This is a genomic window from Streptomyces sp. NPDC005648 (assembly GCF_040605395.1).
Classification (GTDB): Bacteria; Actinomycetota; Actinomycetes; order Streptomycetales; family Streptomycetaceae; genus Streptomyces.
Genome location: NZ_JBEXCS010000016.1, coordinates 104836 through 124015, shown reverse-complemented (window position 1 = coordinate 124015; position 19180 = coordinate 104836). Strand labels below are relative to the sequence as shown.

The window sequence follows — 19180 nt, the reverse complement described above, 5'->3', positions numbered from 1 at the left end:
GGGCTGCCGTAGCGGCTGTTCATGTAGTTGAGGCCCCACTTGATCTGGGTGGCCGGGTTCGTCTGCCAGTCGGAGCCGGCGGACGAGTACTTCGAGGCGGGCAGGGCCTGGAAGAGGCCGTAGGCGCCGGAAGAGGCGTTGACCGCGTGGTAGTTCCAGCCGGACTCTCGGGTCACGATGTTGCTGAAGCACTGGAACTGTCCGCTCGGCACCATCTGCGCGGCCATCGACTGGATCTCGGCGACGCTGTACGAGCCTTGAATCGGGAAGTCACCGGCGCTGCGGCTGGCCTTCTCCTTGGCCTCGGCGCGCTCCTTGGCCTCCTTGGCGGCCTTCTCCGCAGCCGCCTTCTTGGCGATCGCGGTGTCGGCGGCGGCCTTGCGGGCGGCTTCCTCGGCGTCCTTCTTGGCGCTCGCGTCGGCCTGGATGGCCTGAGCGTCGGCCTGCTGCGTCAGGGACGCGGTCTGCACCTGGGCCTGCTGGCCCGTGGGTATGTCCGCGAGCAGCGTGGTGTCGGCGGCCGTCGGCTCGGCGTCGTTGTTCTGCGCGACGCTGCCCGAGGCAACTCCGACGACGCTTCCGACGGCGGTGACCGCGGTGGCCGAGGCCACTGCGAATCCCCGGACCGAAATCCGGCTCACACGGTTTCCTTCCAGCATCGCCCGCTTCGGTGACCCTGGCGGACGCAATCGTGCCCCTAGACTCTGGCCTCCCAACTACGGGGTCACGGGAGGCTCGGGCCCGGTGGGCGACTCCCTCGCGGGAAGTGCCGTGTGATGCTCGGGCGGCATACGACGTCGACTATGGAGTTGGTGGTGCTGCTGTGGTGCCGTACCTCCCCCAGTGCCTTAAAGGCCTGGGGGCACCCCCAGGGGGTACAGGTGTGTCGTATGCGGGGCCTGACAGGAATGAGACTCTGCCGTAACCGGACGCCGGGTGGCAATTCTGAGTTGCGTGTGAAAGCTCACATGCCGTTTGGCCCAGGGGATTTCGGTGAACGGCACCACGCGAAGGCGCCGCCCCGCTAGGCTCTGGGCCTTTGCGGGACGGCGCCAACCGGGTCGTAATCTCTCAGATTTGGCCGTCTTCGAGCATTTCGGTCACAAGGGCCGCGATCTGCGACCTCTCGGACCTCGTCAGGGTCACATGCGCGAAGAGCGGATGCCCCTTCAGCTTCTCCACGACGGCGACCACACCGTCGTAGCGGCCGACCCTCAGATTGTCCCGCTGGGCCACGTCATGGGTGAGAACCACCCTTGAATTGGCGCCGATTCGGGACAGAACGGTCAGCAGTACGTTCCTTTCCAGGGACTGCGCCTCGTCCACGATCACGAACGCGTCGTGCAGCGAGCGGCCGCGGATATGGGTGAGGGGCAGGACCTCCAGCATCCCGCGGGCGGTGACCTCCTCGATGACCTCGCGGCTGGTGACCGCGGACAGCGTGTCGAAGACGGCCTGGGCCCAGGGGCTCATCTTCTCGGCCTCGGAGCCGGGGAGATAGCCGAGTTCCTGTCCGCCGACCGCGTAGAGGGGACGGAAGACCATCACCTTCTGGTGCTGACGGCGCTCCAGGACCGCCTCCAGACCCGCGCACAGCGCGAGCGCCGACTTGCCGGTGCCGGCCCGGCCGCCCATCGAGACGATCCCGACGTCCGGGTCGAGGAGCAGATCGAGCGCGATCCGCTGCTCGGCGCTGCGGCCCTTGATGCCGAACGCCTCCCGATCGCCGCGCACCACACGGACGTTGCCGTCCGGGGTGACCCGGCCGAGCGCCTTGCCGCGCTCGGAGTGGATGGTCAGACCGGTGTGCACGGGCAGTTCGGCCGCCTCGGGGACATAGACGTGCCCCTCTTCGAAGAGGACGTCCACCTGCTCGGCGGGCAGGGTCAGTTCGGACATTCCGGTCCAGCCGGAGGAGCCCGTGATGGCGAGCTCCGCGCGGTACTCCTCGGCGAGGAGTCCGACGGACGAGGCCTTGATCCTGAGCGGGAGGTCCTTCGACACGACGGTGACGTCGAATCCCTCGGCCTGCAGATTGCGGGCGACCGCGAGGATGCGGGAGTCGTTGTCCCCCAGGCGGTAGCCGGTCGGCAGAACGCTGGGGTCCGAGTGGTTGAGCTCGACACGTACGGTTCCGCCGAGTTCCCCGATCGGGATGGGGGCGTCGAGACGGCCGTGGCGGACCCGGAAGTCGTCCAGCAGACGCAGGGCCTGCCTGGCGAAGTAGCCGAGTTCGGGATGGTGCCGCTTGGCCTCCAGTTCCGTCACCACGACGATGGGAAGCACGACCTCGTGCTCGTCGAAGCGGCTCAGGGCGTTGGGGTCCGACAGCAGAACACTGGTGTCGAGGACATAAGTGCGCCGGTCTGGCTTGTGGCGCTTTGTGCTGGTCACCACGGAAGGACGTACCCCCTCGGATGAGGTCGGGGAGCGACGGAGTGGAGCTGGACCGGTCGACGGCCGCGTTGCACGGGCCGAGAACCGGCCCTCCGCCTTGTCTTCCGTGCTGGAACCGCACGGTCGGGCTGGTGCAAAGGGCCTCCCGGGCGGACGGCCCCGTGCCGCCCGCTGAGATCCGACACCCGTGGTTCGGGCATCGACCTGACTGGCTTATGCCCTCGAACATGCGTCACCATGCCGACACGTATGACGGCGCCCCGGTGAACTCATTGTTACTTCCGCCCCAAAAGGGGTAGACGCCCGAGCTGTACGTCAGCCGCCGTAACGCCTGTGTCGCGCCGCGTAGTCGCGCAGGGCGCGGAGGAAGTCGACCTTGCGGAAGGCCGGCCAGAAGACCTCGCAGAAGTAGTACTCCGAGTGCGCGGTCTGCCACAGCATGAAACCGGACAGTCTCTGCTCTCCGCTGGTGCGGATCACCAGATCGGGGTCGGGCTGGTCGCCGGTGTAGAGGTGGCTGCCGATCAGGTCGACGCTGACGGAGTCCGCGAGGTCCTCCATCGAGACGCCCCGCTCCTGGGCGTCGAGGACCATCGAGCGCACGGCGTCGGCGATCTCCTGCCGGCCCCCGTATCCGATGGCGACGTTGACGAGTATCCCGCCGACGTGGGCGGTGGCCTCCTCGGCCTCCTTGAGGGTGGTCTGCATCTGCGCGGGCAGCAGGTCGGGGGTGCCGACGTGGTGCACGCGCCAGCGGCCGTCCGCGGCGAGCGTCCGTACGACGTCCTCGATGATCCCGAGCAGCGGGCCGAGCTCATCCTGCGGGCGGTCGAAGTTGTCCGTCGACAGCAGCCAGAGGGTGACGACCTCGACGTCCGTCTCGCTGCACCAGCCGAGGAACTCCTCGATCTTCTCCGCGCCGGCGCGGTGGCCGTGCACGGTGGTGGAGCCCGCGGCCTTCGCCCAGCGGCGGTTGCCGTCCATGATGACGCCGATGTGCTTGGGCACCTGAGCGTGGTCCAGGTGACCTTCCACCCGGCGCGCGTACAGCCTGACCAACAGGCCGCGCAGCTTGTCGCGCAGGTTCACGTGATTGTCAGCCCCTCCGTGCCTCGACGGTCCCCGCGCGCCGAAGCCTACCCCTGCGAGGCTTGGGGCGGTTGTCGGGTGCGGGTCGCCGGGACAGTCGGGGGACACAAAAAACGGGCCGGTCCGTGGGGGGGAGACGGACCGGCCCGAGGGGGGGTTTCCACCATAACCCTTCGTAAGTGATGCTGCGTACATCGGCGCGCCATGACTACTCTCCGGAATCGAACGACGACGCGGCGGTGGCCGCAAATCGGCATATTCATGGCACCCCCTTGGCTGAAACACGGCCGATTTCCAGGGGATTCCTGGGGAAGAGGGGGGATCCGGACGGTTTGACGGACCCTGGAACCCGTTCGGCCGAATGTCGTCGGGGTCGCCCGGGCGGGTGACGGTGGCCGCGAACGCGCCCTTGACGGCTTCGCAAGCCATGAACATGCAAAAACGGCACCGCGCAGCCCCCTCCTCTGCGCGGTGCCGCCCGCGCAGCTTTGCTGACGCGAATTACCTTGGTCCGAACTTACGTGACGCATGGGGTCGGATGCGACTCGCGGGGATAACAATGTGGAAACCGGCACTGCTGTGACGGCGGCCACGTCGGCTGGAACACACGGGAGTGCCCGGCGGCTGGAAGGGCGGTTCCTGGCCAACCCTGCTCGGAGGGGCGCTCAGGGGCGCCCCGGTTTCCGGAGCTCGAAGAGGTGGCGGGTGCTGTGGGCCACGAAGGGGCCTTCGGCTTCGATCTGCTCGTGCAGGGAGCGGAGTCGGGGCTCATGGGCCTCGACCGTGAAGTCCGGGACCATCCATACGACCTTGCGGAGGAAGTGGACGACGGCCGCGATGTCGTCGAACTCGACGCGGAGGCGTTCGGCTCGCAGGTCGACGGTCCGCAGGCCCGCCGCCTCGGCGCCGGCCCGTTCGTTCCCGGGGTCGCGGTCGGCGCTCTGCTCCGGCGGGAGGGGGCCGAGGAAGTGCTCGACGAGCTCGAAGACGCTGCGGGGGCCCACGTGTTGGGCGAAGTAGGTGCCGCCCGGCCGGAGGACCCGGGCGATCTCCGACCAGTGCGGGGTGACCGGATGGCGGCTGGTGACCAGGTCGAAGGCGGCGTCGGAGAAGGGGAGCGGGGCGTCCTCGCGGGCGGCGACGACCACCGTGCCGTGCGGGCGCAGGAGGGCGGTGGCCTTGGCGACGTTCGGGGGCCAGTGCTCGGTCGCGGCGGTGAGCGCCGGCGTCTTCCCGGCCCGGCCGAGGGCGAAGTCGAGGACCTCTCCTCCCCCGGTCTGGATGTCCAGTGCGGCACCGGCGCGACCGAGGCGCTCGGCGAGGGAGACGGCGTACCGCCACGAGGGCCGCTCCTCGCGGGCCCGCCCCTCGAACCAGGAGAAGTCCCAGCCCTCGGTGGGAACGGCGACCCCCTCGGCCACGAGCTTCTCGAACGTACGGGGTTCCCGGTGGGGTTCGTGGGAGGCCATGGGGTGATCGTCGCAGGGGACGGGCACCGAGCGCCTCCGGTTTTCACCGGGACCGGGTGCCTCCGCAATCCCGGCGCCCGGCGCACCGGTGTCGGGCGGGGTCAGGGGACGAGGGGGCTGACGTCCTGTGCGACGAACCGGACGAAGGCCTCGGGGTCGGGCTCGTCGGCGGTCGGCTGGAGGATCACCGTGTCCGCCCCGGCCTCCGCGAGACGTTCGACCGCCTTGGCGACGGTGCCCGCGTCTCCGGCGACCCCGAGGTCGGGGACGGATGCGTCGCCCTCGGCGGTGAGTTCGGCGCGCAGGCGGGCGGTGGCGTCGGGGCCGGTAGCGGTGAGGAGGTAGACGACGATCTCGTGGGGGTCCGCGGTGCGGCCGGCCGACTCCCGTCCCTCGTCGATGAGCCCGCGGGCCCTGCGGACTCCGTCGGGCGGTGTCGACGCGGTCAGAACGGTCCCGTCGGCGGCCTCCCCGGAGAGCCGGAGCGTACGGGGGCCGGTGGCGCCGGCGAGGACCGGTACCGGAGTCGCGGGCGGCCAGTCGAGGGCGACGTCGTCGAGGCGGACGTAGCGGCCGGTGGTGGTGAGGCGCTCGCCGCGCAGCAGGGTGCGCAGGGCGTGGAGGTGTTCGCGCAGGAGGGTGATCGGGGACTCGGCGCGTGCCCCGACCTGGCCCATCCAGTCCTGTACGCCGTGTCCCACGGCGACGATCGCCCGGCCGGGGAACATCCGGTGCAGTGCGGCGGTCTCCATGGCGGTGATGGCCACGTTCCGCAGCGGCACGGGCAGCAGGCCCACACCGACCCTCACCCGCTCGGTCCAGGCGAGAGCCGCCGCGGCCGTGGAGATGCCGCCCTCCCGGAAGCAGTCCTCCCACAGCCAGAGTTCGTCGAGACCACTCTCGTCCGCGAGACGGGCGACGGCGCGCAGTCGCTCGGGGGGCAGTTGGGGCCGGAACACAGCACCGAGTCCAGTCATGCTCCTCTTCCTACCCGGAAGTGCCGGTGTCGTCCCGCTCGTATCGCAGGAGCACGACCCCGTTGCCGAAGGTGTGGCTCTCGACGAGGCTCAGCGACTCGGCGACGAAGTCGTCGGGGAAGAGGCGTACGCCCCGGCCGACGAGCACGGGATGGACGTAGATCCGGAACTCGTCGACCAGCCGGTGCCGCAGGAAGGTGGCGGCGAGTTCGGCGCCGCCGAGGCCGATGTCCCCGTTCCCCCGCGCCTTCAGGGCCTCGACCTCCTCGGGCACCACCTCGCTGATCACCGTGGTGTTCCAGTCGGCCTTCTCCAGGGTGCGGGAGTAGACGGCCTTCGGGATGTCCCGCCAGATACGCGCGAACTCCGCGACGACCGGGGAGGCGTCGGGGTCGGCGTCGGCGGTGGGCCAGTAGGCGGCCATCAGCTCATGGGTGCGGCGGCCCTCGTGGAGGGCGCCGAGGGTTCTGACGTAGTCGTTGAAGTGCTGGTGGAGTTCCTCGTCGACCCGGTGCCAGCCGATGTCGTGGTCGGGGCCCTCGAAGTAACCGTCGAGCGAGACGGACATCATCAGTACGATTTTCCGCATCTTCCCCTTCTTTCCCGTACCCGTACGCACACGGAGGTTGCTGAGTATGACGCGGCGATGGCGTGACGGGCGGGGGACGATGGTCGTGCGTCCGGGGGACGACCGGGCCGAGGTCTCGGTCCCCCTGGAGATCGCGGCCTCCTACCGGGCGCGCACCCGGGGGCTGCTGGGCCGCGACGGGGTGGACGGAGCGATGCTGCTCTCCCCCGCCAACAGCGTGCACACCTTCCGTATGCGCTTCCCGATCGACGTCGCGTACCTGGACCGGCACCTCGTCGTCATCGCCGTACGCACCATGAAGCCGGGGCGGCTGGGACTGCCCCGGGTCCGGGCCCGGCATGTGCTGGAGGCGGCGGGCGGGGCGATGACGGGGTGGGGGCTGGAGGCCGGGGCCCGGGTGGACGTCGAGACGTGGGCGGAAGGAGAGATCAGCCGTCCGTCCTCGGGAACGTGACCTCCACCCGGCGGTTCTTCTTGCGGCCGGCTTCCGTCGAGTTGTCGGCGATCGGGTACTGCTCGCCGTAGCCGCGCACCTCGAAGGTGATGTTCGGGTCGTTCAGGTCCTGGTCCAGGACTCCCTGTACGGCGTCGGCCCGCTGCTTGGACAGGACGTCGCCGTGGGCGGCCGAGCCGAGGTCGTCCGTGAAGCCGAAGACGCGGACCTGGGTCGCGTGCTGCTTCCTGATCTCGTCCGCGATCGTCGCGATCCGGGCCTTGGCCTCGGCGCCGAGCTTCGCGCTGTCCTTGCCGAACAGGACCTCGGCCTGGAGGGCGAAGGTGACGGACGTGTTGGTGTCCTCACGGCGTTCCTCCCCTCCCTGGTCCTCCACGACCGACTTGATGTCGAGGACCTTGGGCGCGGCGAGCGTGGCGCCTTCGGGGAGCTTCAGGTCGGGGTCGTTCGGGTCGATCTTCACCGGAGCGGCGGCGGTGGTCTCGGTGCCCGGCGGGACGCTGGGGTCGTCGTCGGCGCGGGCCGTCGCGGCGCCGACGAGCTGGGTGGCGACCAGGAGGGCCGCGGCCGTGACGGCCAGGGGGAGGCGTGGAGTGGTGGTCACTGAAGCCTCACCCGGAGATCGTGATCGTGCCGCTGGTGAACGTCGGCAGCTGGAAGGTCACTTCGGTGGTGCTGGTCGGCGGGGAGGGGAACTGCATGAACACGGCCAGCGTTTCACCGGACTTGATCGTCGAGAATCCGGTGGTGGTCAGCGGGCGGCCGTCCGTGTCGCGGAGGACGTAGTAGCGCTTCTTGCCCTTGGAGTCGACGAGGGTGGCGCCGCCGAGGGAGAGCCCGTTCCGGGTGATCTCCGTTTCGTTGCCACTGAGCGCGGAGGGGATGATCAGGCTCTTGGGGCCATCGTTCTTCAGATTGCCGTTCACGGTGACGAAGCCGCCCGAGTCGCGCTTGGCGGAGGTGATCTGCAGGAGCAGTCCGTCCGAGCCCTGCAACTCAGTCAAAGGCGTGTCCGACTGCCCCTCCTGAGCACTCGGCTTCGAGCCATCGTCCTTGGACGCGGAGTTAGATGCCTGGGGGTTCTTGCCGTCGTCCCCACTGCCGCCGCAGCCGGCCACACCGACGGCCAGACCGGCTGCGAGGGTCAGCGCGACGATCCCCCGTCGGGCCTTCGCCGTGAACCGAATGCTCATCGTTCTGCTTCCTTCGTCACTCGTCGTTCGCTTGTCAGTCGGCCAGGTGGACGTCGAAGAGGTCCTGAGGCTTCGGTAGATCGGTGAGATCGTCCGGGTTCAGGTCCCATGTCTTGTCCTTGCACTTGAGCTGGGGCAGAGCATCGCCCTCGCCGGGCAGCTCGAACGTGCAGAGCGACTCAATCACGGCGGTGGCGGAGGCGACCGACCTCTTGTCCTCCGTGCCGGGGACGATGGACTGCCCGACCGTCTTGTTGGTCGTCACCTCGACGTCGTAGCGCAGTGGCTCCGGCTGGTCGCACGCTTCCAGCCTGGCGTCGTTCTGTGCCGCCAACTGACCCGCGCGATCGCAGTGGTTGAGCGCTCCGTCCCCGTCGAAGATCCCCTGCCACTTGGTCGGGTCCAGTACGTCGCCCAGCCAGTCGCCCGCGAGCTCGTCCCGGGTCTTCTGTGCCGCCGCGAGCGCCGCCGCGTCGGCGGCCGTCTGGGCGCCGTTCCGATTGACCGCGGCCTGGCCGACCGCGAAGTACGCGAACGCGAGAAAAAGCAGACCTGCCACCACCGTGATGTAGATGGGGAAGGCCTGCCCTGCGTCGTTGTACTTGTGCAGCCGCATCAGCCGCCGGTGACTTCGGCGATCTTGGCCCGGATCGCGTCGAAGATCGTCTGACCGATGTCCGTACCCGTGATGGCCAGCACGATCGCCACGACCACCGCGATGATGCCCAGGTACTCCACCGCCGTCTGTCCCTTGTCGTTGCGGGCGGCGCGGGACTGCAGATACGCGACGGTGGTGTTGATCCAGTTGCTCATGGCGTTCCCCTCCGGGTCGGGTGTCCGTGCCGCTCTCGGCAGGGGGACCGTACGACACGACACCGTTTTCCGCGGAGGGCCCGTGGGCCCAAATCCGGGCCCAATCCACGCTCCTGGAGCTCCCGACCATCGCCGATCACCCCAGCCCTCGGCCCGGGCCCGGAGCCGTGCCCAGCCATTTGGCGGCGGCCTCCGAGCGGCTGGTGCTGTGGAGCTTGGCGAAGATGCGGTTGATGTGGTTCTTGACCGTCTTCTCGCTGATGAAGCAGGTGGCGGCGATCTGCTGGTTGGTCATGCCGGACGCGATGAGGTCCATGATCTCCGCCTCCCTCGTACTCAGTCGGGACCGATGCTCAGACTGTCCCACATCCGCTTGCATTTGCGAAGCACTTTGGGAAAAGATGTGGTGCTGCTGGGTAGTTACTGGATCGGAAACATGTGCAATCGCACCTCCCAGTCCTTCGGGGAGCGCCTCGCCGGACCCTGGTGAACGGCGCAGTTCCGCCAGCAGCGCTCCCGCCGCGGTCGGCGTGAAGTGGGCTCTTCCGTTCCTGATGTCCCGTACGGCGGTGACGAGTTGGTCCGCGGTGAACTCGCCGTGGACCAGGTAGCCGCCCGCGCCCCGGCGCAGCGCCTCCTGGACGATCTCCGACTCCCCGCTGTACGTCAGCATCACCACCGGCGCGATCGGCACCAGGTACGGCAGGGCCGAGATGCCGTCGACGCCGGGCATGCGGACGTCGAGCAGGATCACGTCCGGGCGGTGCAGGCGGGCCGCCTCGTAGGCCTCGCGGCCGTCGGCGGCCTCGGCCACGACCGTGAGATCCGGGCGGCCGGAGAGAAGGGCCGTGAGACCGGCGCGGACCACCGGGTTGTCGTCCGCGACGACGACCTTGAGCGCCGGGGGCACGGGGAAGGTCTCGAAGGGGTCCGTTGGCAGCTCGGGGCCGGGGGGCATGGGGTGGCCTCCTCTCCTGTCGTGTGATGCGTCGGGGGTGTTCATGCCGTCACGGCCGCCAGGGGAAGCTCCAGCCTTACCTCGGTGCCCAGCGGGTGGCCGCCGCGGCCGATGTGGATGCGGGCGCCGACCGAGGCCGCTCGCTCGACCATGCCCACCAGGCCGAAGTGCCCGGTGCGGCGGAGTTGTTCGAGGGTGGTGCCGGGGGGCAGGCCGCGGCCGTCGTCGTAGACGCTGATGTGGAGCAGGTCGCCGTGTACGCCCGCCTGTACGTCGACCCGGGTCGGGGTCGCGTGGCGGTGGGCGTTCTCCATCGCCTCGGCGGCGATGGTGAGGAGCTGGCGGGCCACGGCGAGTGGTACGGGCTGTGCGGTGCGCTCGCCCGTGGAGCGGTAGGTGGCCGCGAGGCCCGTACGGGCGCGGAAGTCCTCCGTGCGGGCGGCGAGTTCGGCCAGGACGTCGGTGGTGGGGCCGGTGGCGGCCCCGGTGTGGCCCGCGCCGGACTCGCGGCGGAGGTCGGTCAGGAGTTCGCGGGATTCGGCCGCTGCCCGGCGGGCCGAGCGGGCCACGAGTTCCGCCTGGCGTCGGACCAGGGCCGGGTCCATGTGGTCGGCGGCTGTCGAGGCCGCGAGGCCGTCGGCGGCCAGGGCCACACCGTGCAGGGTCTTGGCGACCGAGTCGTGCATCTCCCGGGCGAGCCGGGCGCGTTCGGCGCTGACCGCCTCCGTGGCCGCGAGTCTGGCCTGTACGTCGGTCAGGGCCTGGGTGGCGGCGCCGAAGCGGAGCATGAGGGTGCGCAGGGACGAGCCGACCGCGCCGGTGATGAGGCACAGGCCGGGCAGGAGAAGGGTCTCCGCAGGGCCGGTGTGCAGGTCCTTCGAGGTGGCGTGGACCGCGAGGAGGATCAGGGACTGGAGGGAGGCGAAGACGGCGGCGCCTCGCCAGCCGTAGACGATGCCGGCCAGCAGGGGGGTGCAGACGCTGACGTAGGCGAGGGTGCTGTCCGGGCCGGCGGAGATGAGGAGCAGGGAGCCGAGGAGGGTGTCCACGGCGAGGAGCGTGGGGTGGCGCAGGAGGACGGGGCCGAAGCGTTCCCAGTCCCGGAACAGGACGTAGGAGCCCATGAAGGTGACGACGACGGCCGCGCTCACCAGCCGGACCGGGAGCCCCGGGGCCGCGTTCAGGAGGGCGGCGGGAGCAGCCACGGCGATCATGGCAAGCCGAAACCCGAACACCTGCCGGCACATCGCCTGGAGCGCGTTGACCTGGAGGGGGATGGTGGGTGCCTTGGGGGCGGAGGGGGGTGGGGGCGGGAGCTGGGCGGCGTCGGTGGGCAAAGAAGCGGGCGAACCGAGGGCCGGCCCGGACGGGATGGGGGTGGGGGTGGGGGTGGGCGGCGGAACGGGGTCCGGCCCGGACAGACGGGCGGCCCAAGTGGGTTGGACGGGAGCCGACCCTGGCGGGAGGGCGGGTGGGGAGGCCGGGGCGGGGCCTGGGTCGGAGGGGGCGGGAGTGGGCGCGGACGTTACGGCGGTGGGCGCGGATGCGACGGGGCCGGGGGCGCGGTCGTTGTTGGCCGGGGCGTGCGAAGGGCCGGGGGGTGGCGTGGGCCGGTCCGTACCGTCGTTCGGGTGTGGGTGTGCCGGGGCGGAGGGCGGTCCGGGGTTCGGCGGCAACTGGCCTGTCGTCTCAGGCCGGTCGTGGTGTGCGGGGGCCGAGGGCGGTTCCGGGTCCTGCCGCAACTGGCCTGTCGTCTCACGCCGGTCGTGGTGTGCGGGGGCCGAAAGCGGTTCCGGCTCCTGCCGCAACTGGCCTGTCGTCCCCCGCGGATCCGGGTGTGCCGGGGCCGACGGCGGTCTCGGTGTCGGTGTCGGTGTCGGTGTTCGCTGCGCGGTCTCGGTGTGCCGTTGCGGCTGGGGTGGTACCGCCGGCAGAGCCGGAGCCGGGCGGCCGGGTGGGAGGGCCGGGAGCGGGCGGCCGGGTGGGAGGGCGGCTACGGGGCGCGGGGGCGGCAGGGCCGGTGTCGGGGTGTGGGTCGGTTCCCAGCCCGGGGGGAGGGTCGGCGGGGTGGGGGGTGCCTGCGCGGCGGGTGGTTCCGTGGCGAGGCTGTCGGGGTCCGGGGAGTTCGGGCGGTGGCGTAGGCGGGCCAGTCGGGCCCTCGTCGTCGACATCGTCGGTCACCGCCCTCTACTTGCCCGTGATCGTGCCGAAGTCGGTGCCGGAGCCGAGGATGAGGCCCGCGCCGAGCAGCAGCAGCGTCGCCGGGACCATGAACGTCGTGATCATCAGCGTCGCCCTGGGAACGGCCCGCGCGGCCTTGCGGCGGGCGTTCTGCGCGTCGGTGCGGCGCATGTCCTTGGCGAGGGACACGAGGGTGTCGACGATCGGCGCCCCCAGCTCCTCCCCCTGCTGCAGCGCCGTCACGAACATCGCGACCTGCTCGGAGTCGTTGCGCCGGCGCAGTTCCGCGAAGGCCTGCCGGCGGCTCATGCCGAGGTCCATCTGGCGCAGGGTGATGCGCAGTTCGTCGGCCCATGGACCCTCGTAGCGGGAGGCCACCCGGTCGAGGGCCTGGCGGAAGCCGAGGCCGGCGCTGACGACGACCGCGAGGACGTCGAGGAAGTCCGGCAGCGTCCGCTCGATCTCGTCCTTGCGGATACGGATCGCCGCCCAGATGCCGACCTCCGTCCAGAACGCGCCGAAGGCGAGGAGGAGCAGGGCCACGAGGTACTGCCCGCGCAGCAGGAAGACCAGGAATCCCACCGCGCCGAGGAAGCCGTAGACCGCCCGGCGGGCCGCGTAGCGGTCGATGGTCAGGCCGCCCGGGTTGCCCGCGAGGTCGATCTTGCGGCGGTACCTGGCGACCAGTTTCGGGCCCATCAGACGCAGTACGGCGGGGGCGTAGCGCATGCCGAGACGGTCGATGAGCGAGTCGACCGCGCCGGTGCGGGTGGCGCCGACCTCCAGCGCCAGCAGCAGGTCGCCGGGGAGTTTCGCCTCCGCCCGGTACATGCGGATGCCGGCGAAGACGCCCCAGACGCTGAGTCCCATGGCGAGTGCGAGGAGTAGTGCCATGTGATGTACCACCCTTCCTCAGACGTCGATCCGGGACATACGGCGGATGAGGAAGAACCCGACCGCGTACAGCCCGAACGCGATGAGCACACAGGCCTGGCCGACCGGGGAGCCGGTCATCCGGTCCAGTGCGCCGTCCTTGACGCCGTTCATGAGGAGCAGCGAGCCGACGCCCATGACGGGGATGGCGTACGCCGTCATGTTGACCTGGGAGAGCTGGGTGCGGATCTCACGCCGGGTCTCCTTGCGCTCCTCCAGCGTCTCGGTGAGGTTGCGCAGCGCGCCGACGACCTGGCCGCCGGCCCGGTTGGAGAGCACCAGCGTGGTGACGAGGACGACGAGTTCGCGGGAGGGCAGCCGGTCCGCGAGGTCGCCGAGCGCCTCGTCCATGGACTGGCCGATCGCCAACTGGTTGGCGACCTTCTCCAGTTCCTCGCCGGCCGGTGCCTCCAGCTCCTCCGCCGCCATGCCGATCGCGGTGCGCAGGGCGAGCCCGGCCTGGGTGGCGTTGGCCAGGATGCGGGCGAGTTCGGGGAGTTGGTTGATGAACTTCTCGATGCGTTTCTGCCGCTGCCAGTTGAGGAACTGCAGTGCCACCCAGACGCCGAGCAGTCCGGCGATCGGCCCGAAGAAGGGGGCCAGGGCGGCCTGGCCGACCAGCCACAGCGCGGCGACCGTCCCCAGCATGTAGGCGAAGAACTCGCCCGGTGTGACGTCGAGTCCGGTCGCGGCCAGCCGCAGTTCCAGCTTCCGGCCCGCGCTGGTGCGGCGCAGCCGGCGGTCCAGGCCCCGGAAGCGGCGGGTGCGGCCGGTCGTCGGTATCTGGCCGGTGTGCGAGAGCCGTTCGATGAGGGCGGCGCGCTCGGCCCGCCCGGTGGCGTACGCGTGCAGGCCCACCACGGCCAGGACGCAGGTCAGCAGCGCGATGCCGGTGGTGAGGGTGACGAGGTCTCGTAGCTCCATGGGGGACGGCACCTACCTGGCTTCTCGGGTGGCTAGCTGCTCTGCGGTCTCGGCGACGCCGAAGGCCTGGGGGACGGCCTGGTTGGCCATGTAGAGGCGGTCCGCGGTACGGCGGGTGAGCGGGAAGTGCTCGAAGGCGCCGTAGATCCGGCCGTCGGGGGCCATGGGCTGGGCGTGGAAACGGGCCACGGTCGCGAGCCGGTACGGCTCCCCGCCGTGGCTGTCCAGCAGGGCGATCTCGGTGATGCGGCGGGCGCCGTCGGCGAAGCGGGTGAGCTGGATGATGACGTCGACGGCGCTGTTGATCTGGTCGTGCAGCGCCACGAAGGGGACCTCGACGTCGGACATGGAGGCGAGGGTCTGCAGCCTCATCAGCGCGTCCTCGGCGTTGTTGGCGTGGACGGTGGCGAGGGAGCCGTCGTGGCCGGTGGACATCGCCTGGAGCATGTCGAGCGACTCGCCGCCGCGGACCTCGCCGACGACGATGCGGTCGGGGCGCATGCGCAGCGAGTTGCGGACCAGGTCGCGGATGGAGATCTGGCCCTTGCCCTCGACGTTCGGGGGGCGGGACTCCAGGCGGATGACGTGGCTCTGCTGGAGCTGGAGTTCGGCGGAGTCCTCGATGGTGATGATGCGTTCGCCCTCGGGGATGAGCCCGGAGAGCGCGTTGAGCAGGGTTGTCTTGCCGGTGCCGGTGGCGCCGGAGACGATGATGTTGAACTTCGCCCGCACCAGCCCCGCGAGCAGGAACAGGATCTGCTCGTCGAGCGAGCCGAAGCCGATCATCTCCTGGAGCGTGAAGGAGCGCGGGAAGCGGCGGATGGTGAGGGTCGCGCCGGTCAGGGAGAGCGGCGGGATGATCACGTTGACGCGCTCGCCCGAGGGCAGCCGGGCGTCGACCATGGGGTTGGACTCGTCCACCCGCCGGTTGACCGTCGACACGATCCGCTCGATGGTCTGCATCAGCTGGTCGTGGGAGGCGAACCGGATCGGCAACTGCTCGACCCGGCCTCCGCGTTCGACGAAGATCGCGTCCGGGCCGTTCACCATGATCTCGGTGATGGAGGCGTCTTCGAGGAGGGGTTCGAGGATGCCGAGGCCGAGGGCCTCGTCGACGACCCGCCGGATGAGCTGCGAGCGCTCCACGGTCGACAGCACCGGGCCCTCGCGGCTGATGATGTGCCCGAGGACGCGCTCCAGCCGGGCCCGGCGCTCGGCCGCGGCCAGCGAGGACATCTCCGCGAGGTCGATCTCCTCCAGGAGCTTGGCCCGGTAGGAGGCGACCAGATGGGCGACCTCGCCCCGGTGGCCGTTCTCCTCGGGGGAGTTGATTCGTGCCCGCAGGCTCATCGGTCCGTGCTCCTCGCTGTGCCCTGGTACATCAGTGGTCCTTCGGCATGACGGCGGTCTTGCTGGCGTAGTGGCCGCCGAGTCCGGGGAGGACGCTCGGGATACGGACCCGGGAGGTGACCTGGACCTCGGTGCCCAGGTCGGCCTCCTCGCAGGTGACCTCCAGGCTCACCGCGTTGGCGCAGTCCGCCGCGAAGTCCCGCTCCAGCGAGGCGCCGCGCGCCCCCGCCCGGGCCGCCGTACCGGCCTGCTGGGCGGCGTACGCGACCAGGCCCAGCTGGACGCCGGCCAGCGCCACCAGCAGCAGGATCGGGATGAACCCGAGGTATTCGATGGCGACCTGACCGCGGTCCCGACGGCGGCGCCCGATGTCGTACGACATCTCACTTCGCCTCCCCTACGGCGCCCGCGTGGCCGTCGACGGGGAACGGGAAGCCGAGGAAGCCGGGGAAGAGCACGGGCACCCTGAGGTGCACGTCGGCCGTGACATAGTCCGTCCCCCCGCACGTCACCGTGGCACCGTCGCGGTACGCGGCCGACACCTGTTTCAGCCCGGCCTCCTGACAGGCGGCCTGGCGCGCTCCCGGCGGTGCCGCCGTCCCCGCCCGCACCGCCTCGTCGGCAGCATTCCCCGCGAGCGTGTACGTGTATCCCACCAGTACGAACTGCCACACCAGCACCAGGGTGAGGAGGATCAGCGGGGTCATGCCCAGGAACTCGACGGTGACCTGCCCCCGGTCGCCGCGCCGTCCCCCGCGCTTCCCCCTGGCGCCCCTCATGCTCCTCATCCCCCTCCCCCGATCTCCCGTCGCCGCCCGAAGCGCACCGAGCCCCGGTCGCCGCGCGGCCGCCCGCGGTGCGAGGCCCCTTCCGCGGACCTGACCAGGCCCAGCTCGCCCGCCAGGCCCCACAGTGCCTGCTTCACCACGCTCTTGTTGTCGAGCTGGTGGATCCGGCCCGCGTCCACCGCGCCCTGCAACTCCTTGAAGTTCGCCGGGATCGCGGTGGCGGCGACCGCCGTGCCGGTGATCTTCTGGATGAGCTGCGGCTGGATCTCGCTCGCGCGGGAGTGCCGGTTGACCACGACCGTGGTCTCCTCCGCCTTGCGGATCTGCAGCCGGTCCCACATCCGCACGGTCCGTTTGGCGCCCCGCACGGAGACCACGTCCGGGGTGGTGACCAGCAGGGCCACGTCCGCCATCTCGACGGCCGCCGCGCCCGCGCCGCTGAGCTGGGCCCCGCAGTCGACCACGACGACCTCGTACCGGGAGCGCAGCGCGCTGACGATCCCCCGGGCCGCCCGGTCGGTCACCTCCTCGCCGCGCTCGCCCTCCCCCGGCGCGAGCAGCAGCGCCACCCCGGTGTCGTGCCGGAAGACGGCGTCGGCGAGCACCCGCGGGGAGATGTCGTTGATGGCGGCCAGGTCGACCACCGAGCGCCGGAACTGCACGTCCAGGTAGGAGGCGATGTCCCCGGCCTGCAGATCCATGTCGACCAGGGCCGTGCCGCGCCCGGACGCCTGGGCCGCGAGCGCCAGTTGGACGGCGGTGAGGGTGGCCCCCACCCCGCCCTTGGCCCCGCTCACCGTCACGACGGTCCCGCCGACGCCGGTGAACACATCGCCGCCGGCGCCCAGATGACGCCGTACGCCCGTCGACCACTGGGCGACCGCCTGCACCCGGACCGCCAGCTCCTCGTAGCTCAGCGGGAGGGCGACGAGGCCGCGGGCGCCGTAGTCCATGGCGGCCTGGAAGAGTCCGGGGCTGGCGTCGGTGGTGACGAGGATGACCCCGACCGCGGGGAAGCGGAGCGCCACCTCACGGATGAGTTCCAGGGCCGGCACCGGCCCGATCCGCTCGTGCACCACCACGACCTCGGGCAGTTCGTCGACGGACTCGGCGGCCAGCCGGGCGAGGGTGTCGACGAGCCCGGTGGAGTCGACGACCGGGGCCACCGGCTCGGCGTCCGGGAGCTGGCTGAGCAGGGTCGTGAGGGAACGGACCGCGTCCGCGTCACCGACGGCCGGGAGAATCCTGGTGGGCATGCGGGCGGCCTCTCACTTGTCCTTGAGAAGTTCGTACGTGCGGTCCTTGTCCGGGACCGTCGTGTCGCCGCCGGGTGCCACCAGGGCGAGCCGCACCCGCTGGGCGAACGACTCGGCGTAGGTGATCCGCTGGGCGTCGAGGGTGGAGAGGGCGAAGGTGATGGGGACGGTGTCGGTGGGCTGGTTCTTGTCGCTGCCGGCCGGGTCGAGGGCCTTGATCTGACCGACCTGGAGGACCTTCGCGTTCGTTACGATGATCTTGGACTGGGCGGGGTCTCCCTGCCGCTGGCCCGCGAAGGTGGCGTAGACGTTGACCGTCGAACCGGGGGTGATCTGTCCCGCCACACCGGTGGCCGCGTCGATCATGATGGCGACCTCCTGCTGTCCCGGCTGCAGGGCGGGCTGGTCCACGATCATGTCGCTCTGCAGCAGGGAGCCGGCCTTCAGGGTGGTGACGGCGATCTTGTCCTTGATGTCCCCGATATGGGTGATCGCGTTCTCCGAGAGCCACCGTTTCGGCATCTTGATCTTCTCGAACTGGCCCGGGTTCAGCTGCGTGTAGGGCTTTATCTCGTCCTTGACCTGGTACGCCGTGACCTCGGGGCCGACCTTGGACTTCACGTCGCTGATGACGGACAGGACGCCGGCGAACGCGCCGAGGGCGCAGACGATCGAGACGATCAGCAGAAGCACGCCGCGGCGCTGGCGGGAGTTCATGAACCGTGCAACCTCATTGGGGGATATCGGTCGAGCGGACGGGGGCGGTGCGGACGGACGGCGGTCGCGTCCGGGCGGTTCAGGAGCCTCTCCCGGCGGGGAGCTGCCTCGGGGGGTCGTGGAGCGGCGGCGGCATGGCGGAGCAGAAGACGCAGCGGTCGCCGATGACGTCGATGCCGCACCAGTGGCAGACGCTCTGCCGGACGGACGTGACCAGCTGGTAGAGGACCGGGAGGTCGGGCAGGTAGGCGGCGAACTCGACGAGCTTGTTCGTCCCCCACCACTGGGCCGACTCGGCCGGCAGCGGGGCCTCCCGCAGCCCCTGCACGCTCCACTGCTTGGCCAGGGTGGCGGTCACCCAGTCCGTCTGGAGCTGGCCCTTGGCGACGACCATCCGGGTGGCGAACTCGGGCCCGGCGAGGGCGGCTCCGGGCCCCAGCTTCACCAGCTGCGGCTCGGGATGGGCGAGCACGGCGAACTGGCTGCCGGGCACCCAGGACTTGGCGTGGGACGTCAGCCCGACCGGCACCCGGTCGAGCCGGGCGACCGAGCCGAGCAGGGCGCCGGTGTGGATGTAGTGGGTGAGCAGGCGGCCCGCCGAGGCGAGCACGCCGGGGCTCAGGTCGCAGGAGGCCAGCTGGCGCAACTGGCGGGCCAGGACGGCGAGTCCGAGCGGTGGCAGATCGGGACGGAACAGGGCGATACGGTCGCTCTCCAGCAGGGACCGGATGGTCCGCAGGCGCTGCTCCACCCCCTCCGGGGCCGCCTTCGAGGACACGACGACGAGATGCCCGTACTGGTCGACGAGGGCCTGTATCTCCGCCAGCGCCTGGTCGAGAGGCCGGTGGTGCAGGTCCTGCAGGACGACGGCGGGCAGGGTCCGTTCGTCCTGCGGCGGCAGCGCCATGTCGGCACTGGTCACGGCAACGGCTGTTGGCACGCGCAGCTCCCCGTGTTGCGCCGTCGGTCCACCGGGCCAGGGGTTACTCCGGTACACCGAGATGACTTCATTGCGTGACTACCTCAGCACTGTAACCACGGCCCTGTGACCGGAGAACAGCGTTTGTGCAGCTGATGGGTAACTGACGTGGC

General features: G+C 70.6%; 21 protein-coding genes. 1 reads left to right on the top strand and 20 read right to left on the bottom strand.

From position 1 onward, the window contains the following. The 6 genes from ABZT17_RS12630 to ABZT17_RS12605 form a co-directional block, all read right to left on the bottom strand. Positions 1 to 641 (bottom strand): transglycosylase SLT domain-containing protein (locus ABZT17_RS12630; protein WP_356347322.1); only part of this gene is annotated, 641 nt, incomplete at its 3' end. A gap of 430 nt (positions 642 to 1071) precedes the next feature. Beyond that, positions 1072 to 2397 (bottom strand): PhoH family protein, encoded by a 1326-nt coding sequence (locus tag ABZT17_RS12625; protein WP_356347320.1) that lies wholly within the window; start codon positions 2395 to 2397, stop codon positions 1072 to 1074. Between the two features lie 315 nt (positions 2398 to 2712). Beyond that, a complete protein-coding gene (locus ABZT17_RS12620; RefSeq protein WP_356347317.1) occupies positions 2713 to 3486 on the bottom strand; it encodes an isoprenyl transferase in 774 nt (257 codons plus the stop codon). 665 nt (positions 3487 to 4151) lie between these two features. Next, complete coding sequence (locus ABZT17_RS12615; RefSeq protein WP_356347315.1) at positions 4152 to 4955, bottom strand: class I SAM-dependent methyltransferase; 804 nt, start codon at positions 4953 to 4955, stop codon at positions 4152 to 4154. A 101-nt stretch (positions 4956 to 5056) separates the two neighbouring features. Beyond that, positions 5057 to 5932: an LLM class flavin-dependent oxidoreductase gene (locus ABZT17_RS12610; protein ID WP_356347312.1), complete on the bottom strand. Its 876-nt coding sequence runs from the start codon at positions 5930 to 5932 to the stop codon at positions 5057 to 5059. A 10-nt stretch (positions 5933 to 5942) separates the two neighbouring features. Then, the gene (locus ABZT17_RS12605; RefSeq protein WP_356347310.1) at positions 5943 to 6521 is read right to left on the bottom strand and encodes a dihydrofolate reductase family protein; all 579 of its coding nucleotides are present in this window, start codon (positions 6519 to 6521) and stop codon (positions 5943 to 5945) included. A 46-nt stretch (positions 6522 to 6567) separates the two neighbouring features. Here ABZT17_RS12605 and ABZT17_RS12600 point away from each other — a divergent pair, with 46 nt between their 5' ends. Continuing rightward, the gene (locus ABZT17_RS12600) at positions 6568 to 6975 is read left to right on the top strand and encodes a DUF192 domain-containing protein (RefSeq protein ID WP_356347307.1); all 408 of its coding nucleotides are present in this window, start codon (positions 6568 to 6570) and stop codon (positions 6973 to 6975) included. Here ABZT17_RS12600 and ABZT17_RS12595 read toward each other — a convergent pair. The 14 genes from ABZT17_RS12595 to ABZT17_RS12530 form a co-directional block, all read right to left on the bottom strand. Continuing rightward, positions 6950 to 7579, bottom strand: coding sequence for an OmpA family protein (locus tag ABZT17_RS12595; protein ID WP_356347304.1), 630 nt, complete (start codon positions 7577 to 7579; stop codon positions 6950 to 6952). The two genes, ABZT17_RS12600 and ABZT17_RS12595, sit on opposite strands and share 26 nt — an antisense overlap. Before the next feature lie 7 nt (positions 7580 to 7586). Next, positions 7587 to 8168 carry a hypothetical protein gene (locus ABZT17_RS12590; RefSeq protein ID WP_356347302.1) on the bottom strand — a complete coding sequence of 194 codons (582 nt, stop codon included), beginning with the start codon at positions 8166 to 8168 and terminating at the stop codon, positions 7587 to 7589. A gap of 34 nt (positions 8169 to 8202) precedes the next feature. Then, complete coding sequence (locus ABZT17_RS12585; RefSeq protein ID WP_356347300.1) at positions 8203 to 8784, bottom strand: pilus assembly protein TadG-related protein; 582 nt, start codon at positions 8782 to 8784, stop codon at positions 8203 to 8205. Next, complete coding sequence (locus tag ABZT17_RS12580) at positions 8784 to 8981, bottom strand: hypothetical protein (RefSeq protein WP_356347298.1); 198 nt, start codon at positions 8979 to 8981, stop codon at positions 8784 to 8786. The genes ABZT17_RS12585 and ABZT17_RS12580 overlap by 1 nt, the downstream gene beginning before the upstream one ends. A gap of 136 nt (positions 8982 to 9117) precedes the next feature. After that, complete coding sequence (locus tag ABZT17_RS12575; RefSeq protein ID WP_356347295.1) at positions 9118 to 9939, bottom strand: response regulator transcription factor; 822 nt, start codon at positions 9937 to 9939, stop codon at positions 9118 to 9120. A gap of 41 nt (positions 9940 to 9980) precedes the next feature. After that, entirely contained in the window at positions 9981 to 11186 is a 1206-nt protein-coding gene (locus ABZT17_RS12570; protein WP_356347329.1) for a histidine kinase, read from the bottom strand. 940 nt (positions 11187 to 12126) lie between these two features. After that, positions 12127 to 13014: a DUF5936 domain-containing protein gene (locus tag ABZT17_RS12565; RefSeq protein WP_356347293.1), complete on the bottom strand. Its 888-nt coding sequence runs from the start codon at positions 13012 to 13014 to the stop codon at positions 12127 to 12129. Between the two features lie 18 nt (positions 13015 to 13032). Next, positions 13033 to 13977, bottom strand: a complete 945-nt coding sequence (locus ABZT17_RS12560) for a type II secretion system F family protein (RefSeq protein ID WP_356347290.1) — start codon at positions 13975 to 13977, stop codon at positions 13033 to 13035. A gap of 12 nt (positions 13978 to 13989) precedes the next feature. Next, the gene (locus ABZT17_RS12555; RefSeq protein ID WP_356347288.1) at positions 13990 to 15327 is read right to left on the bottom strand and encodes a CpaF family protein; all 1338 of its coding nucleotides are present in this window, start codon (positions 15325 to 15327) and stop codon (positions 13990 to 13992) included. 31 nt (positions 15328 to 15358) lie between these two features. Next, on the bottom strand, positions 15359 to 15709 hold the full coding sequence (locus ABZT17_RS12550) for a TadE/TadG family type IV pilus assembly protein (protein WP_356347285.1): 351 nt from the start codon (positions 15707 to 15709) through the stop codon (positions 15359 to 15361). A 1-nt stretch (position 15710) separates the two neighbouring features. Beyond that, positions 15711 to 16106 (bottom strand): TadE family protein, encoded by a 396-nt coding sequence (locus tag ABZT17_RS12545; RefSeq protein ID WP_356347283.1) that lies wholly within the window; start codon positions 16104 to 16106, stop codon positions 15711 to 15713. Between the two features lie 5 nt (positions 16107 to 16111). Continuing rightward, positions 16112 to 17371, bottom strand: a complete 1260-nt coding sequence (locus ABZT17_RS12540; RefSeq protein ID WP_356347281.1) for an AAA family ATPase — start codon at positions 17369 to 17371, stop codon at positions 16112 to 16114. 12 nt (positions 17372 to 17383) lie between these two features. After that, the gene (cpaB, locus tag ABZT17_RS12535; RefSeq protein ID WP_356347278.1) at positions 17384 to 18088 is read right to left on the bottom strand and encodes a Flp pilus assembly protein CpaB; all 705 of its coding nucleotides are present in this window, start codon (positions 18086 to 18088) and stop codon (positions 17384 to 17386) included. A gap of 79 nt (positions 18089 to 18167) precedes the next feature. Beyond that, positions 18168 to 19028 carry a hypothetical protein gene (locus tag ABZT17_RS12530; RefSeq protein WP_356347275.1) on the bottom strand — a complete coding sequence of 287 codons (861 nt, stop codon included), beginning with the start codon at positions 19026 to 19028 and terminating at the stop codon, positions 18168 to 18170. Positions 19029 to 19180: the final 152 nt, after the last annotated feature.

Bases quoted from the DNA above. Each gene is read 5' to 3' on its own strand.
- ABZT17_RS12555 (WP_356347288.1), bottom strand. From the start codon at position 15,327: ATGAGCCTGCGGGCACGAATCAACTCCCCCGAGGAGAACGGCCACCGG.
- ABZT17_RS12615 (WP_356347315.1), bottom strand. From the start codon at position 4,955: ATGGCCTCCCACGAACCCCACCGGGAACCCCGTACGTTCGAGAAGCTC.
- ABZT17_RS12585 (WP_356347300.1), bottom strand. From the start codon at position 8,784: ATGCGGCTGCACAAGTACAACGACGCAGGGCAGGCCTTCCCCATCTAC.
- cpaB (WP_356347278.1), bottom strand. From the start codon at position 18,088: ATGAACTCCCGCCAGCGCCGCGGCGTGCTTCTGCTGATCGTCTCGATC.
- ABZT17_RS12540 (WP_356347281.1), bottom strand. From the start codon at position 17,371: ATGCCCACCAGGATTCTCCCGGCCGTCGGTGACGCGGACGCGGTCCGT.
- ABZT17_RS12565 (WP_356347293.1), bottom strand. From the start codon at position 13,014: ATGGCACTACTCCTCGCACTCGCCATGGGACTCAGCGTCTGGGGCGTC.
- ABZT17_RS12570 (WP_356347329.1), bottom strand. From the start codon at position 11,186: ATGTGCCGGCAGGTGTTCGGGTTTCGGCTTGCCATGATCGCCGTGGCT.
- ABZT17_RS12605 (WP_356347310.1), bottom strand. From the start codon at position 6,521: ATGCGGAAAATCGTACTGATGATGTCCGTCTCGCTCGACGGTTACTTC.
- ABZT17_RS12590 (WP_356347302.1), bottom strand. From the start codon at position 8,168: ATGAGCATTCGGTTCACGGCGAAGGCCCGACGGGGGATCGTCGCGCTG.
- ABZT17_RS12600 (WP_356347307.1), top strand. From the start codon at position 6,568: ATGACGCGGCGATGGCGTGACGGGCGGGGGACGATGGTCGTGCGTCCG.
- ABZT17_RS12580 (WP_356347298.1), bottom strand. From the start codon at position 8,981: ATGAGCAACTGGATCAACACCACCGTCGCGTATCTGCAGTCCCGCGCC.
- ABZT17_RS12560 (WP_356347290.1), bottom strand. From the start codon at position 13,977: ATGGAGCTACGAGACCTCGTCACCCTCACCACCGGCATCGCGCTGCTG.
- ABZT17_RS12545 (WP_356347283.1), bottom strand. From the start codon at position 16,106: ATGAGGGGCGCCAGGGGGAAGCGCGGGGGACGGCGCGGCGACCGGGGG.
- ABZT17_RS12550 (WP_356347285.1), bottom strand. From the start codon at position 15,709: ATGTCGTACGACATCGGGCGCCGCCGTCGGGACCGCGGTCAGGTCGCC.
- ABZT17_RS12575 (WP_356347295.1), bottom strand. From the start codon at position 9,939: ATGCCCCCCGGCCCCGAGCTGCCAACGGACCCCTTCGAGACCTTCCCC.
- ABZT17_RS12610 (WP_356347312.1), bottom strand. From the start codon at position 5,932: ATGACTGGACTCGGTGCTGTGTTCCGGCCCCAACTGCCCCCCGAGCGA.